The organism is Natrialba swarupiae (genome assembly GCF_008245225.1).
GTDB lineage: Archaea > Halobacteriota > Halobacteria > Halobacteriales > Natrialbaceae > Natrarchaeobius > Natrarchaeobius swarupiae.
Genome location: NZ_VTAW01000049.1, coordinates 1 through 13,767 on the forward strand (window position 1 = coordinate 1; position 13,767 = coordinate 13,767).

17 protein-coding genes are annotated in these 13,767 nt (G+C 63.9%); 6 read left to right on the forward strand and 11 right to left on the reverse strand.

Annotated elements, in window-relative coordinates:
* Positions 1-331: 331 nt before the first annotated feature.
* From FYC77_RS19305 to FYC77_RS19315, 3 genes are all read right to left on the reverse strand, one after another.
* Positions 332-2,017, reverse strand: a complete 1,686-nt coding sequence (locus FYC77_RS19305) for an ABC1 kinase family protein (RefSeq protein WP_149083140.1) — start codon at positions 2,015-2,017, stop codon at positions 332-334.
* Positions 2,018-2,083: 66 nt separating this feature from the next.
* Complete coding sequence (locus FYC77_RS19310) at positions 2,084-2,476, reverse strand: Hsp20/alpha crystallin family protein (RefSeq protein ID WP_149083125.1); 393 nt, start codon at positions 2,474-2,476, stop codon at positions 2,084-2,086.
* Positions 2,477-2,549: 73 nt separating this feature from the next.
* Entirely contained in the window at positions 2,550-2,924 is a 375-nt protein-coding gene (locus tag FYC77_RS19315; RefSeq protein WP_149083126.1) for a hypothetical protein, read from the reverse strand.
* A gap of 185 nt (positions 2,925-3,109) precedes the next feature.
* Between FYC77_RS19315 and FYC77_RS19320 the strand changes: the two genes are divergently transcribed.
* Positions 3,110-4,435, forward strand: coding sequence for a molybdopterin molybdotransferase MoeA (locus FYC77_RS19320; protein WP_149083127.1), 1,326 nt, complete (start codon positions 3,110-3,112; stop codon positions 4,433-4,435).
* Positions 4,436-4,464: 29 nt separating this feature from the next.
* Here the strand turns inward: FYC77_RS19320 and FYC77_RS19325 are convergent, their stop codons facing one another.
* From FYC77_RS19325 to FYC77_RS19345, 5 genes are all read right to left on the reverse strand, one after another.
* Entirely contained in the window at positions 4,465-4,878 is a 414-nt protein-coding gene (locus FYC77_RS19325) for an SHOCT domain-containing protein (protein WP_149083128.1), read from the reverse strand.
* A 303-nt stretch (positions 4,879-5,181) separates the two neighbouring features.
* Positions 5,182-5,526: a hypothetical protein gene (locus FYC77_RS19330; RefSeq protein WP_149083129.1), complete on the reverse strand. Its 345-nt coding sequence runs from the start codon at positions 5,524-5,526 to the stop codon at positions 5,182-5,184.
* Positions 5,519-6,421, reverse strand: coding sequence for a polyprenyl synthetase family protein (locus FYC77_RS19335; protein WP_149083130.1), 903 nt, complete (start codon positions 6,419-6,421; stop codon positions 5,519-5,521). The genes FYC77_RS19330 and FYC77_RS19335 overlap by 8 nt, the downstream gene beginning before the upstream one ends.
* Before the next feature lie 20 nt (positions 6,422-6,441).
* Complete coding sequence (locus tag FYC77_RS19340) at positions 6,442-7,107, reverse strand: TetR/AcrR family transcriptional regulator (protein ID WP_149083131.1); 666 nt, start codon at positions 7,105-7,107, stop codon at positions 6,442-6,444.
* A 53-nt stretch (positions 7,108-7,160) separates the two neighbouring features.
* Positions 7,161-7,439, reverse strand: a complete 279-nt coding sequence (locus tag FYC77_RS19345) for a hypothetical protein (protein ID WP_149083141.1) — start codon at positions 7,437-7,439, stop codon at positions 7,161-7,163.
* Positions 7,440-7,720: 281 nt separating this feature from the next.
* On the opposite strand from FYC77_RS19345, the gene FYC77_RS19350 reads away from it, so the two are divergent.
* Positions 7,721-8,110: a 30S ribosomal protein S6e gene (locus FYC77_RS19350; RefSeq protein ID WP_149083132.1), complete on the forward strand. Its 390-nt coding sequence runs from the start codon at positions 7,721-7,723 to the stop codon at positions 8,108-8,110.
* An 18-nt stretch (positions 8,111-8,128) separates the two neighbouring features.
* Positions 8,129-8,566, forward strand: coding sequence for a DUF7112 family protein (locus FYC77_RS19355; RefSeq protein ID WP_149083133.1), 438 nt, complete (start codon positions 8,129-8,131; stop codon positions 8,564-8,566).
* A 138-nt stretch (positions 8,567-8,704) separates the two neighbouring features.
* Here FYC77_RS19355 and FYC77_RS19360 read toward each other — a convergent pair whose 3' ends face one another.
* Positions 8,705-9,193 (reverse strand): helix-turn-helix transcriptional regulator, encoded by a 489-nt coding sequence (locus FYC77_RS19360; RefSeq protein WP_149083134.1) that lies wholly within the window; start codon positions 9,191-9,193, stop codon positions 8,705-8,707.
* A 479-nt stretch (positions 9,194-9,672) separates the two neighbouring features.
* On the opposite strand from FYC77_RS19360, the gene FYC77_RS19365 reads away from it, so the two are divergent.
* From FYC77_RS19365 to solA, 3 genes are all read left to right on the forward strand, one after another.
* Positions 9,673-10,101, forward strand: a complete 429-nt coding sequence (locus tag FYC77_RS19365) for a DUF5807 family protein (RefSeq protein ID WP_149083135.1) — start codon at positions 9,673-9,675, stop codon at positions 10,099-10,101.
* A gap of 92 nt (positions 10,102-10,193) precedes the next feature.
* Entirely contained in the window at positions 10,194-10,595 is a 402-nt protein-coding gene (locus tag FYC77_RS19370) for a hypothetical protein (protein ID WP_149083136.1), read from the forward strand.
* 36 nt (positions 10,596-10,631) lie between these two features.
* Positions 10,632-11,762: an N-methyl-L-tryptophan oxidase gene (gene solA, locus FYC77_RS19375; protein WP_149083137.1), complete on the forward strand. Its 1,131-nt coding sequence runs from the start codon at positions 10,632-10,634 to the stop codon at positions 11,760-11,762.
* A 17-nt stretch (positions 11,763-11,779) separates the two neighbouring features.
* On the opposite strand, the gene FYC77_RS19380 is transcribed toward solA, so the two are convergent.
* Together FYC77_RS19380 and FYC77_RS19385 are read right to left on the reverse strand one after the other, a co-directional pair.
* Entirely contained in the window at positions 11,780-12,700 is a 921-nt protein-coding gene (locus FYC77_RS19380) for a TIGR03571 family LLM class oxidoreductase (RefSeq protein ID WP_149083138.1), read from the reverse strand.
* Between the two features lie 114 nt (positions 12,701-12,814).
* Complete coding sequence (locus FYC77_RS19385) at positions 12,815-13,471, reverse strand: helix-turn-helix domain-containing protein (RefSeq protein WP_149083139.1); 657 nt, start codon at positions 13,469-13,471, stop codon at positions 12,815-12,817.
* Between the last annotated feature and the right edge of the window lie 296 nt (positions 13,472-13,767).

Genomic DNA, 13,767 nt, shown 5'->3' on the forward strand with positions numbered 1-13,767 from the left:
CAGATTGTTCGTGAGTCAGCCATTCAAGGATTGATCGAAGACAAAGGATGTGACCGAGATCGGGCAGAGGAGTTAGCGGAATACATGCTCCAAGGCTATTCACCTTGGTAGGTGGAAACAGACAGAGAGCCTGCCGCTTCCAGCGGCAGCGCTCTCTTGAGTCGTCCTTTTAATCACTTGTTGGCCTTTCTACGCACGCCTACACCACCAAAATCTGAACTCCTCTCGACAAATTCCACTTGGCCAAACGGTTATCCTCTCTCAATCGGGTGATTGTCCGTCAGATTCAGTCGTAGACCACGGAAAGAGTGGTTATACTTCGGAAGTCCTGCTAGTCGTTGCCGCGCTCGCGCTGTCGCATGCTCTGGCGGGTGAACTGCGGTTTCACGCGGGTCGACCGCCTCGCTCGGAAACTCCGGTAGAGCAAAACCACGACGACGAGCGAGAATCCCGCAGCGACGACGACCGCCCGCGGGGCCTCGAGGGCGTAGAGGACGCCCATCGAGAACAGCGACATCGTGAGCAACATGCCGTAGATCAGTCGTTTGGCGAGCTTGTCGAAGACGTTCTCGGAGTCCTCGACGCCGATGCGGACGTAGAGGTCGTCGCGGTCGAGTCGATCGAGCGCGCGTTCGGCCTTGGGCGCGATCCGGGTCAGCGACTCGCCTGACCGCCGGATGTTCTCGCCCGTCTCGGAGACGTACTGTCGGATGGACTCCTCTCGGTAGCCCTGTTCGGTGAGGTAGTCGGTCGCCGTCGAGATGAAGTCGAAATCGGGATCGAGGGTGACACAGACGCCCTCGACGACGGTGGCGACTCGAAGGACGAGCGCGAGGTTCTTCGGCAGTCGGAACGGGAAGACGTAGATCGAGTCCTCGATCTGGCCGACGATCTGGTTGACGCGGTACTGTTCGACGTCCTCGCCGCGGGCGTCCTGGATCGCGATCTCCATTACTCCGGCCATCGTCGCTCGATCCGCGTCGGGACTCAGCGTACCGATCTCGACCAGGGCGTCCAGAATCGCGTCGATGTCCTGGTTTGCGACGGCGATGTAGAACTCGACGATCTTCCCCTGGATGAACTCGTCGACCCGCCCTGACATACCGAAATCGTAGAAGACGATCGTTCCGTCGTCGGTCACGGCCAGGTTGCCAGGGTGAGGGTCGGCGTGAAAGACGCCGTCGTCGATGATCATCTGGAGGTAGGATCGCTCCAGGTTCTCCGCGACCTTCGTCCGGTCGATCCCCCGGCGCTCGAGTTCTTCGACGTCGTTGATCTTCGTCCCCTCGATGTACTCCATCGTGAGCACGCGAGAGTTCGAGTACCCCTCGACGACTTCGGGGATGAGAAACCGGTCGTCGCCGGCGAAGTTCGATCGGATCTCCGTCAACATCTCGGCTTCGCGCTCGTAGTCCATCTCTTCGCGGATCGTCTTCGAGAACTCCTCGGCTACGTTCTCGAGCGAGAACGAGCGGGATTCGTCGACGAAGTACAGCAAAATCGGGAGCGACCAGTGGATGACCCGAAGGTCGGCCTCGACGAGTTCCTCGACGTTCGGTCGCCTGACTTTGACCGCGACCTCTCGAGTGCGTTCGCGTTCCTCACGGGTCGCCGTGATCTCGTCCGATCCCGTGGTCTCGACCGGGTTCCCCGGGACCGCTTGGCCGTCGATTCGCGCGTAGTACACCTGTCCGAGACTGGCACCGCTGATCGGTTCGGTGTCGAACTCGACGAATCGCTCGTCGACGGGACCCAGTTCCGCCTCGAGTACCCGTTTCGCTTCGGGCCAGTCGGCCGGCGGCACCTCGTCTTGGAGCGCCGAGAGCACGTCGATGTATTCCGGCGGCAGGACGTCCGGCCTGGCCGAGAGCAACTGGCCGAGTTTGATGAACGTCGGCCCGAGGGTCAGAAGCGACTCGAGCAGGACTTCGGCGCGATGGCGGTGGGTGGCGTGGTCGACCTGGCGCGATCGACCGAACAGCAGGAATCGGCGGCGATCACGGGCGTACGCGAGCAACAACGGGAGAAACTGCCACGCGACGAGGACGAATCGCCTGTACGCGCGAACGAAGACCAGCCTGGGTCACCTCGGTTCGTCTCGGTGGTCGTCGGAATCCTCGTCGCTGTGCTCGACGACGTCGATCGTCGTCTCCGGCGACTCGCATTTGGGGATCGTCACCTCGAGGACGCCCCGTTCGACGGCGACGTCCGTCTCGCCCCCGCGGGCGTCCCGCGGGAGCGGAAGATCGACGTCGACGAACAGCGACCGATTCTCCTCGAGGTAGCGAAACTCCCCGGGGAGGTCTTTCTCCCGGTGAGCGTCGACAGTGAGGCGACGGTTCTCGACCGAGACCTCGAGCGAGTCGGCAGTGATCCCGGGCACGTCCAGAACGACCAGGTACGCGTCCTCGCTCTCGAGCAGATCGAAGAAGACGTCCTCGGAGAGGTCCCGCAACGCGTCGCGGAGCGCTGACATGCGTACACGTTCGAACGCCGATACGAAAAAGGCCGCGGTACCGGCGGATTCGTGAGCGCTCGTCGGACGGCGCTTACAGATCGAGCGTTTCCGTCGCGACGGCACCGAGCAGGGCGAGACAGACGAGGATCATCGCACTTTGGGAGACAGTCGCGACGACGGAGTCGACGCTGCCGCCGGTCACCAGCGCGATCGCGTCCGGGACGACTCGAGCCGAGCCGAGGATGCCGAGGACGGCGAGCGCGCCGATGCCGTAGACGGCAACCTGTCCCCGGCCGAACTGCCGTCCTACGACGCCGAGAACCACGATGAGGACGCCAAAGATCGCGGGGATGAGCGCGGTGGCGCTCGCGAAGTCGGTGACGACGTACGCGCCGACGCCGAGGACGAGGAGAACCGTACCGAGGGCGATCCCGACGGTAGACGTGAGCTGACCGGACGGATTCATACGACGAGTTTCACACTCGTTGAGGAAAATCTCTTTGGTCGACCCGTCGAAAGCGCTCCGTTCGAGCCGCTTCCCGTGGCTTCGCTCCTCGAGTAACGGATCGCACCGGGCGTGTGTCTCGAGTCGTGCTCGGCGACGGGGAACGGTCCCCCACGCTTTTGCCGTCGGGCGACTCGAGTGAGCGTATGAAAGGAGCCGACCGCGAGCGCACGGAGGCGGGGTTCAAGGTTCGGACGCCGGTCGACGAGGCGCGCCGGATTCTACGGGACGCGATCGAGAACGGCGGAGCGACCGGCGGCGACGGAGCTGCCTGCCCGGTCGGAACCGAAACCGTCGACGTCGAGCGAGCCGACGGGCGGGTGCTCGCGACGGACGTCGAGTCGTCCCGAAACGTCCCCCACTACCGGCGGGCGGCGATGGACGGCTACGCGGTCCGGGCTGCCGATACCTTCGGCGCGAGCGATCGCTCGCCCGAGGTCCTGCGGATCGCCGACGGCACGGGAGCCGACGCCGCCGTCGAACCCGGCACCGCAGCGCGCGTCCACACCGGCAGCGCACTCCCCGAGGAGGCCGATGCCGTCGTGATGATCGAACGGGTGACCGAACTCGAGGCCGCGGGCGAACTCGAGGTCGAAGACGCCGTCGCCGGGGGTGAGAACGTCGCGCCGATCGGCGAGGACGTCGAGGAGGGCCAACCGCTGTACGAGGCCGGACACCGCCTGCGACCCTCGGATCTCGGTCTTCTGCGATCGGCGGGCTACGCTCGCGTGCCGGTCGCCTGCCGGCCCACCGTCGGCGTCGTCCCGACTGGCGAGGAACTCGTCGCCGGCGACCCCGGTCCGGGCGAGGTGATCGAGACCAACGGTCTCACCGTCTCGCGACTGGTCGACCGGTGGGGCGGTCGGGCGACCTATCGCGACGTCGTCACCGACGACCCCGACTCGCTGCGGGTCGCCATCCAGCGCGACCTGACGAAAGATATCGTCGTCACGACCGGCGGCTCTTCCGTCGGCGAGCGCGACCTTCTGCCCGAGGTGATCGACGATCTGGGCGAGGTGCTCGTCCACGGCGTCGGCCTCAAACCCGGCCACCCCGTCTGTCTCGGGATCGTCGAGGGGACGCCCGTCCTCGCGCTCCCCGGCTATCCGGTCGCCTGCATCGTCAACGCCGTCCAGTTCCTTCGGCCCACCGTGCGGTGGCTCGAGGGGACCGTCCCCGATCCCCACCCGACGACCCGGGCTGTTCTCGATCGGAAGATCCCAAGCGAACCCGGGAGCCGGACGTTCGCCCGCGTCCGACTCGAAGGGCGTGCGGACGAACGATGCACAGACGAACACTCGAGCGACGAGGGAGGCGAGCCGCTCCACCGCGCGATCCCGACGCGAGCCAGCGGCTCTGGCGTCCTCTCGTCGGTCGCGCTCGCGGACGGCTGGGTCGTCGTCGACGACGAGCGCGAGGGGATCCCCGCGGGGGAGACCGTCGCCGTCGAACACTGGGAGCCGAACACGTAGGCGACAGAGTGTCCCGGATCGCCTCGCGGTCAGCGTCGGTCGAACTCCCGAGAGTCCGACCGGGATCGCTGCCGATCGATGCCGTCGTTCTCCTCGAGCAGGTAGTCGAGTTCCCGCTCGAGTTCCGCCTCGTCGATCTCGCCGTCGACGTAGCGAGACCGGACGCGGGTTTCGGGATCGGCCGGGGTGGCCTCCCGATCGCGATCCTCGAGCGATCGGCCGATCGGGGTGGAGTCGACGCTGTGCTGGTCGTCGTCCCCGCTGAGCAACGTGTACAGTCCGTACGCCGCCAGCGCGATCGCACCGAGGACGGCGGCCGTAACGAGCACGGAGACGACGAGGGAGACGACGGTACTGATGATCGTCCAGGCGACGAAGAGGGCGATCACGCCGAGCAGGAACAGACCCAGTCCCTTGAGGAGGAACGTGCTGAGACGGCCCATACGCTCCGTTCGAGCGGCGGACACAAAAACGCCCCGCGTCTTCGACCGCCGCCGGGGTCGCTCTCGAGCGAAAGCGGCTACTCACCACCGTCTCGATCGAGCGGGTGCTCGGGGTTCGAACCCCGACTCGTCCGGACCGTTGTCGTTCGGTATCGGTGATCGATGACCCCGTCCGAGCGATCACCGGTACAACGCGACACCAATCCGTATCCGGTTTGCTGTCCCGGTGGACCGACCCGCCCCCGATCCAGATGGCGGTTTCGTCGGCACTGACGGAGAGCAGACCGTATCACGGCGTCGGGTTCATGAGCCGTTCGAACGCGATTCGTCGGGGGAGCCGACGGTCGTCTCCGTTCGTTCGGTCAGACTGATGAGGTAGACGTCGAGCACACAGACCAACAGGACGGCAAGCGGGACGGCGACGTCCACGTACTCGACGCTCTCGAACTGCAAGGCGGTGACGACGAACGGTTCGCCGGGTTCGAACGCCCCGGTGAGGGTGCGCGCGCTCAGAAACGCGAGCGCGAGGACGTAGAGGACGAACCAGATCGCCCCACGCTTCCACCGGCCGAGGTAACAGTGACCCAATCCGGCAGCGATCGCCGTCAGCGGGTACGCGAGCCAGATCGGCCGTGTGAGCTCAGCCATCGACGTCAGCTACGTGCTCGAACGGAATGCGTGTTGCCCTCTCGAGACGATCGATCGGATCGCGGCGCTCGTGGCTACCCGCCGACTCGTCTCTCCCGCGCCGGAGGGACTCGATCGCCGTTCGAGCGGTCTCGAGGTGGTCGATCATCGGCGGCTGTGTCCCGTCGGGGTGGCCGACGTCGTTCCGGTCGTCGCTTCCGTCGGCGCGCCACCGGTCGGTGGAACCGGACAGCGTTCGAACAACAGCGGTTCGTACCTCGTCGCGAACCGACGGCGTCGCGGTGAGTGCCTCGGTCAGCGACCGGGCGTAGCGTTCGATCGCGGATCGCGTCTCGGCAGTCGCGCCGACGGCCGTCGTTCCGAGCGCCGCCGCGGTTTCGGCGAGTGAAACGTCCGGGTGTCGCGACGCGTCCGATCGAGACGTAGCTGGAGCCTCGATTTCCGGGTTCAGCGAGAAAAACCCCGTCGCGATCGCCGTCGATCCATCGACGAGCGTTCGGTACAGCTCGAGCGCCCGGCGGTCGGAGATCGGTGTTTTCCCGATCGCCGTGTACGCCGAAGCGTGGAGGTAATCACTCGCCAGGATCGCGGCGTCTCGATCGTTCGCAGTCTCGTATCGGTCGTCCACGAGGAGTGCGAATCGAATCGAAACGTATCCGTCGAAGGCGCAGACCGCTTCGGAGACGGGCCCGAGGGCGTAGTCGCCCCGATCGTCGACCCTGTCGCCGTCGAAGCTCCGGGCGACCTCGCCGGCGAGTGTACAGAGCGCAACCGAGAGACATCGGTCGCGGGTCGGCAACGAGTCGGCAACGATCGCCCGAACCGATGGCGGGAGATCTCGGAACGATCGACCGTCGTGATCGGGGCGGTCGTGTATCGTCGTGTAGTCGCTCATGATAGTGGGAACCGTGATAGTCAGGGGTCGTCCCCGGTCGCCTCGGCGTTCGAATCGGAATCGATCTCCGACGGCGATTCCGTCTCGACCGGAAAGTCGGCGCTTTCGGCCAGTAGTTCGTCGAAGATGCGTGCGACGAGCGCGGCGCGGACCTCGTCGAGATACGCCTCGCGCTCGAGCGTGAGCTGTCGGATCCGCGCGCCGTCGATCGCTGCGATCAACAGTGCAGCCGTCCGTTCGGGATCGTGGTCGACGAACGCTTCGGTGGCGATACCGTCCTCGAGGATTCGCTCGAGGGCGACGCGGAGTCGCTCGTCGCTTCGTCGAAGCTGTTCGCGGTACCGATCGTTGTGCGGTGCCTGGGTTCGCAACTCGAGCATCGCCGTATGAAACGACTGTAGATCGCCGTCGTCGGCACCATAGAGGTACCAGTCGACGAACAACGCGAGCCGTTCAACGGGATCGGCAGACTGGAATTCGGTGATCCGTTCGTCGACCATTTCGAGCAGATAGTCGAGGAAATCGACGATGAGATCCTCCTTCGAGTCGTAGTGATAGAACAGAAGCGACTTGCTCTTGTCAGTCTTGTCGGCGATATCCTGTGCCGTCAACTCGGTGTAGCCGTGCTCGCACAGCGCCTCGTAGGTCGCGGTCATGATCTCCGCTCGAACGTCCGGATCGGTCACTAGCTGACCCATTGGTCAGGCACGGATAAAAGTCGTTTCGTTTCCCTGGCCTGTCACTTGCGAAACTGACGGATCCCAAACTGCCCGTACTCGCCGTAGGCGACCTCGAGGGACCCAATCCACCAGTTCCACCGCTCGGAGGGGGTGCCGTCGGGCGCATCCGACAGCTCCTGGACGACGATCGCGGTCGTCAGGGGGACGCCGACGTCGTCGGCGTAGGCACCCGAGTCCGCGAGGTCGACGGCCTGACGGACGACGACACGCGCCTCGCCGTCAGTTCCGCCGAACTCCTCGCACAGTCGCCTCTCGAGGCGGTCGGGATCGATGAACACACTCGTGAGTAGGCGGGCAACGTACTTGACTGTTCGAGTCGCTGGTGTCGGTCTCGAGACGGCCACGCCCGCCGACAAGAGATCGTTCGGCCCGCCAAACGGGGCGTCCATCCGGAACTGTCACGACTGATACGGATTGCTGTAACTATTTACCGGGGCAACCGCAAGGCGAGGCGTGGTTGCCCCGGTAAGGACTTATAACAGTCAGTATGTGAGAGTGGCGTCCCCGACCGTCGAACTGAAACGATGTTCTTTTGAGCGCCGACCGTCTTCCGTCGGTCATGGCAAGTTTCACTGTCGTCGTCGGCGACCCTGAGTCGGGGTCGTCCTACCAGCTCGAGGCGGAAGAACAGGACGCGAATCGCTTCATCGGCCGATCGATCGGCGAAGAGGTCGACGGCGGTGCGGTCGGACTCGACGGGTACACCCTCGAGATCACCGGCGGCTCGGACGACGCCGGCCGTCCGCTCAACGGCGACGTTCAGGGGCCTAACCTGACGGAAATCCTGATGGAAGGGCGCCAGACCGGATACCGCCCACAGCGCGACGGCGAGCGCCGACGAATCACGGTTCGCGGTGGCGAGGTTTCCAACGCCGTTGCACAGATCAACGCCTCGATCGTCGAACGTGGAAGCACCGACGTCGACGAACTCCTCAGCAGCGACGAGTAATCCCCGTTCTCCCCGCTTATGGCAGATCGAATTTCGAGTGACCATCCCGCCGTACGGACGGTTCGAGCGACGTGTACGGAGACGACGACCGGAGTCCGACTCGACGTCCCGGTCGACGGGCGCGACGCGTTTCCGGTCGACGATGTCGTTCGGTTCGTGATCGATCGTGACCGGCTGTTCGGCCGCGTCGAGCGCGCGCTGACGGGCGAGGAGCTCTCGATTCCCGGCGTCTACGAGACGCCGGACGTGGCCCGCGACCCCAGTGCTGGGGTCGACCGGCTGACCGCGTGGGTCGACGACTCGAGCGTCCGAGTCGGCGGATCGGTCCTGATCGACGTTATCGAGCCGGAGTTTCTCTACGGGCTGCGAGAGCCGGGTGAGACGGCCTACTACGACGCCGTCGAACCACCAAGTGATTCGCTAAGCGAGATCGCGAGCAATCTCGAGGACTCCTGATACGGACTGGACGAGTCCGTCCCAGCCGGTCAGCGATCGACCGACAATCAGACGGATTGCTGTACCGATCTACCGGCACGATCGCAGCCTGTCTCGCGGTTGCATCGCAAACGACTGAGAGCAGTCCGTCCGAGTCGCTTAGTACCGCGAGAGGTACGCATACATCAACAGACCGAACGCCAGGTGCTGGATCATCGATCGCTCGAGCGTCGATCGAACGAACTCCTCGTCGGCGACCGAGTACTCTTTCGTTCGTACTTTCGCGTGCATCGACAGTACGTCTTCTTCCTCTAGGTCGTGCAGGGACGGATAGATCGTACCAGGACTCAGTTCGGTTTCGAAAAAGCGGGCAACATCCGAGATCAACTGTTCGCCGTGGGACTCCTCCCGAAAGGCGATAAGCATCAGAAGGATCTCCTCGACGTTTTCCTTGACGATCGCATCATCGAACCGAACCTCGTCAGTTGGTAACGCACCGTCAACTTCTGACAGTAGCTCGTCGAACTCACGCTCTACCTGATCGGTCGCACCCGACGCGTCGAGCGAGTTCGATTCCGACGTTCCGTCCGTACTCGCCCTCGAGAGTTCCTCGAGAACGGTCTCCGTAGTAGTTGCATCCTCTCGCATTGACGATCACTGCAGGGGGTTCCGCGAGTGGGCGTTCACCTGCCGCCGATAGCACACCGTCGGCGACCATGTGACGTGATCCCATCCACGACTACTGGATTTCTGGACCTGGCAACTATTAAACGACAGGGAACCAACCGTACCGAAATTCGATAAATCAATCGAGTTGCTACGAGACAATAACGAAAGATGGGGTGATGATCGGACACAGTAGCCGAATCATCTACCAAAATAATTCATACATCACATCTGAGCCAATATTATTGTGTGTATAGCCAATAGTATGCTGGGATTGGGAAACAATATAATACTTTTGGCCGAACGAGATGGTACTTTTCACTCGCAACTCCGATCGGTAATGGCACTGTGCGTCGAGACCTGACCGAACGTCGGCCGTCGGTTCCGAACCACTCCCGATCTGGTATCGGGTGGCCGACGCGAACGACGCCCTTTTTCCGCCTCGACCGGCAACCACGACTATGAGTTCACCTCGTGAGGAGTTTCTCGCCGGCGACAGACCCGACGATGTCGCGCTTTTTCTCTCCGAATCGTACGTCTCCGACGACCGATTAGCCCGGTTTGGAACCGACGTCGACGGCGGCGTACTGATCGTCGTCGACGGCGAACGCGGACGAAGCGCCTTTCACGCGGCGACAGGGACCGGGGCGATGGAGTTCGCACAGTCCGCGATGAGCCTCGAGGGTGAGATCGCCGACGACCTCACGGGCGGACGATGTCCGGAAGCACCGGACAGCGACGAGCACGTTCCACAGTTCGTCTTCGCGTTCACAGAGGAGCAAAACGAGGACGTCGGTGGAATCTACGCCAACGGTGACGTGATCCACGCCTACGCACAGTGTCGGTGTGGCACGGCGTACTCGGACCGCTGGAACGTCTCCCAGCAGTAGCGGGGAGTGGATCGCCGACGTTCGCCGCTTCTCGAGGGGCGGTGGACGTTGCCGGCCCAGGAATCAGTATCCTATCGATCGAGGCGACACACGTGAGTCCCAATCCAGACGACCTCGAGTTGAGCGAACCCGAACGGGAAGCCTTACACGACCTACAGGTTGGAATCGAGTACGTCCACCGGTCGTACGGCTCGTTACTCGAGTTTCACCACCACCTCGGTCACGCGATGGACCGCATGAGCGACGCCGAGGACGCCCTGCGGGCGGCGGGCCACGAGGAGTGGGCCGACGAACTCAGAGACGACCATCTTCCTGCGGGTGCGGTGAGCGACCAGTGGACGTTCGAGCTGGTCGAGGAGTTCTCGACGGAGTTTCTGGCCGACGTCGACGCCTTCGAGGACGAGGTGCGCGAGGAGGTGGCCGACGGAGTCGACCACGTGACCGAACGCCGGCAGAAACGGCGGCTTCGCGAACGCGCTCGCCGGGACGAGTAGGCAAGGGTTTTCGAGGGGCCGGACGTATGCCCCTCCATGAGCGAACGGTACGACGTGATCGTCCTCGGCGTCGGCGGCATGGGAAGTGCGACGGTCGCCCACCTCGCCGACCGCGGTGTCGACGTCCTCGGGCTGGAGCGATACGACATCCCCCACAGTTACGGCTCCTCGCACGGCCTCAGCCGCCTCTTTCGACTCGCGTACTTCGAACACTCGGCGTACGTCCCGTTGCTCCAGCGCGCCGAGGAGCTGTGGCAGGACCTCGAGGCAGATCACGACAGCCAGCTGCTGTACCGAACCGGTTCGATCGACGCCAGCCCCGAGGGCGACGCGCTCGTCGAGGGCTCGAAACGCTCCTGTGAGGAACACGACCTCGAGTACGACCTCCTCTCGAGTTCCGAACTCACCGACCGGTTCCCCGGCTACCGGTTACCCGAAGGGTACGAGGCGCTCTATCAGCCCCAGGGTGGATTTTTGCGCCCCGAGGAGTGTACCGTCGCCCACGTCAACCGCGCCCACCGCGACGGGGCGACGATCCGCGCCCGCGAGCGCGTCGTCGACTGGCGACCGACCGACGGCGGCGTTCGCGTCGAAACCGACCACGGTGCCTACGAGGCCGACCGGCTCGTGATCACCGCGGGCGCGTGGGCGGCGCGGTTCGTCGACGAACTCGAGGGTGTTGCCGTTCCCGAGCGGCAGGTGCTCGCGTGGCTCCAGCCGACTGAACCCGACCAGTTCGATCCCGAGCGGTTCCCCGTCTGGAACCTTCAGGTTCCCGAGGGGCGGTTCTACGGCTTCCCCGTCTTCGGCGTTCCGGGGTTCAAGTTCGGCCGCTACAACCACCGCGAGGAGACCGTCGATCCAGACGCCTTCGAACGCGAGGCGACACAGGCCGACGAGCGTCTCCTCCGGGAGTTCGCCGAGGAGTACTTCCCGACCGGTGCCGGGCCGACGATGCGCCTCCAAACCTGTCTCTTTACGAACACACCGGACGACCACTTCGTCCTCGATACGCTTCCCGACCACCCCCAGGTCGCAGTCGGCGCGGGCTTTTCTGGCCACGGCTTCAAGTTCGCCAGCGTCGTCGGCGAGATTCTCGCCGACCTCGCACTCGAGGGGGAGACCGACCACGACGTCGACCTGTTCTCGCTCGACCGGTTCGACTGATCGCGGTAAACTGACGCTCAGAACTCCCCGACGATGTCGTCGGCAAACGTCGACAGCGCTCGCTCCGCGTCGTCATCTTCGAGGCCGACGATGACGTGATCGAGCCCGTAGCCCTCGAGTCGGGCGAAGTACTCCCGGAACCACTCGACGCCCGCCCGATAGCCGAGATGCAGGTGTTCGGGCTCGGCGGTCGGATCGTCCGCAAACGCCACCCTGACCGCGATGACGAACGGCTTCGCTCCTGCGAGCTCGCGCCAGTCGGCGATGTAGGACTCGAGTGTCGATTCGGGTAGGTGATAGAACAGCCAGCCGTCGCCGTTGTCCGCGATCCACTCCCGGCTCTGGCGAGCGTTGCCCGTCGGCAACAGCGGGAGCGTCTCGGTCGTCGGTTTCGGAACGACGTCGAGGTCTCCCTCGAGCGACCCCCACTCGCTCTCACGTTCGGGATACTCCTCGCGCCAACATGCGCGGATCGCCTCGAATCGGTGGCGAAACGCCTCGTCCCGAGAATCGGGGTCGACGCCGAAGGCCGAATACTCGGGGTCACGGTCGCCGGAGGCGACGCCGAGGACGAGCCGCCCCTCGGAGAGCCGGTCGACGGTCGCCGCCGACTTCGCGACGTGGATCGGATGCCGGAGGGGGAGAACGACGCTCGAGGTGCCCAGAGCGACGTCGTCGGTGTTCGCCGCGACGTGGGTAAGCCACGGCCAGGTATCGAACGTCTGGCCCGCGTCGCCGAATCGCGGCCAGTAGGTCGGAACGTCCCGCGCCCACAGCGCATCGAAGCCGACCGACTCGGCGTGTTTCGCGAGCCGAATCTCGGCGTCGACGTCCGGACTCGAGCGATTTGCACCGGTGAGCGGAAAACCTGCACCGAACGTGAGTCCGTCCGACTCGAACAGTCGTCGGTAGCCGGCGTTTGCGTGTCCGAAGCCCATTCGCTCGAGTTACCGGCTCCGTTCACATGACGCTGTCCGTTCGTCCGATTGACGACGTAACCGAAAACACATCGTCCTCAGAGACAGCGATACAGGGGACGCGCTCGGAACACGTCACTGCTCGAAGAGCATCGAAAATACCCGCGACTCGGCTTTCTGTAAGTGTTCCGCGGCGGTCGACGTCGCACAGTCCAGTTCGTTCGCGACGTCTTCGATAGTTGCACCGCGAGGAGTATCGAAGTACCCGACAGCCAGCGCGACTCGTGCGGCCTCGCGCTGTCTCGCCGAGAGCGTCCCGACGACGGTATCCTCGACCACCGGCCCCGTTCCGACGGCTTCGACCGTGACGTCTACTCCCTCGGGGACACCCTCGATCGCGGCCTGAATCGCGCCGTCCGTCCCGACCAACGTGAACGTGCTGCTTCCATCGTCGTGACACTGGATCGGAGGAATCGTCAGGACATTCTCGCGGGTGAAGTTCTCGAACAACAGCCGGGCAGGAGTGGACCGATCGGCGGCCAGGAAACAGTACGCCTCGTCCTCACCGTTCGGGAACAACTCGGCGTCACGGACGTTCGCGCCGTCCTCGAGTGCACGGCCGAGCCGCCGATAGTCGCCACGAACCCAGAGTAAGAAACCGGCAGGTGGATCTGCCACGTTCCAGTTGACGATCCGCACGTACGAAAGATACGACGCCTCCCGGGTGAGAAGACGGTAAACGGGTGGCAAATACTCGTCCGGCGGCGATATCGTGATTCGAACCCGTTTCATATTCGAGACGATTCGGTGATTGCACAAAAGCTTCCGGGAGCATTCAACGGAGGGTATAAACCCGGCAGAAGTATTCGGCAGAATCGACTCTTCCTCGTGGAACGAATCGCCACCCATGCGAACGAATCTGGACGAAATCGGACGAATTACTCGTGGAATCGTCGGAATCTGGCTCGTCGCTGTCGCAATCTCGGCGTACCGGGCAAAGCGACGAACCACGAGCGTGTCATAGAATCGATCACAGGGTTTTGAGCTTCGTACGTCCGGGATTGTGTCCTCTTTCGTAGTTGGTGACT

Coding starts and splice junctions, on each gene's coding strand:
- FYC77_RS19310 (WP_149083125.1), bottom strand. CDS start 2,476: ATGTCAGCGCTCCGCGACGCGTTGCGGGACCTCTCCGAGGACGTCTTC.
- FYC77_RS19315 (WP_149083126.1), bottom strand. CDS start 2,924: ATGAATCCGTCCGGTCAGCTCACGTCTACCGTCGGGATCGCCCTCGGT.
- FYC77_RS19320 (WP_149083127.1), top strand. CDS start 3,110: ATGAAAGGAGCCGACCGCGAGCGCACGGAGGCGGGGTTCAAGGTTCGG.
- FYC77_RS19325 (WP_149083128.1), bottom strand. CDS start 4,878: ATGGGCCGTCTCAGCACGTTCCTCCTCAAGGGACTGGGTCTGTTCCTG.
- FYC77_RS19330 (WP_149083129.1), bottom strand. CDS start 5,526: ATGGCTGAGCTCACACGGCCGATCTGGCTCGCGTACCCGCTGACGGCG.
- FYC77_RS19335 (WP_149083130.1), bottom strand. CDS start 6,421: ATGAGCGACTACACGACGATACACGACCGCCCCGATCACGACGGTCGA.
- FYC77_RS19350 (WP_149083132.1), top strand. CDS start 7,721: ATGGCAAGTTTCACTGTCGTCGTCGGCGACCCTGAGTCGGGGTCGTCC.
- FYC77_RS19355 (WP_149083133.1), top strand. CDS start 8,129: ATGGCAGATCGAATTTCGAGTGACCATCCCGCCGTACGGACGGTTCGA.
- FYC77_RS19360 (WP_149083134.1), bottom strand. CDS start 9,193: ATGCGAGAGGATGCAACTACTACGGAGACCGTTCTCGAGGAACTCTCG.
- FYC77_RS19365 (WP_149083135.1), top strand. CDS start 9,673: ATGAGTTCACCTCGTGAGGAGTTTCTCGCCGGCGACAGACCCGACGAT.
- solA (WP_149083137.1), top strand. CDS start 10,632: ATGAGCGAACGGTACGACGTGATCGTCCTCGGCGTCGGCGGCATGGGA.
- FYC77_RS19380 (WP_149083138.1), bottom strand. CDS start 12,700: ATGGGCTTCGGACACGCAAACGCCGGCTACCGACGACTGTTCGAGTCG.
- FYC77_RS19385 (WP_149083139.1), bottom strand. CDS start 13,471: ATGAAACGGGTTCGAATCACGATATCGCCGCCGGACGAGTATTTGCCA.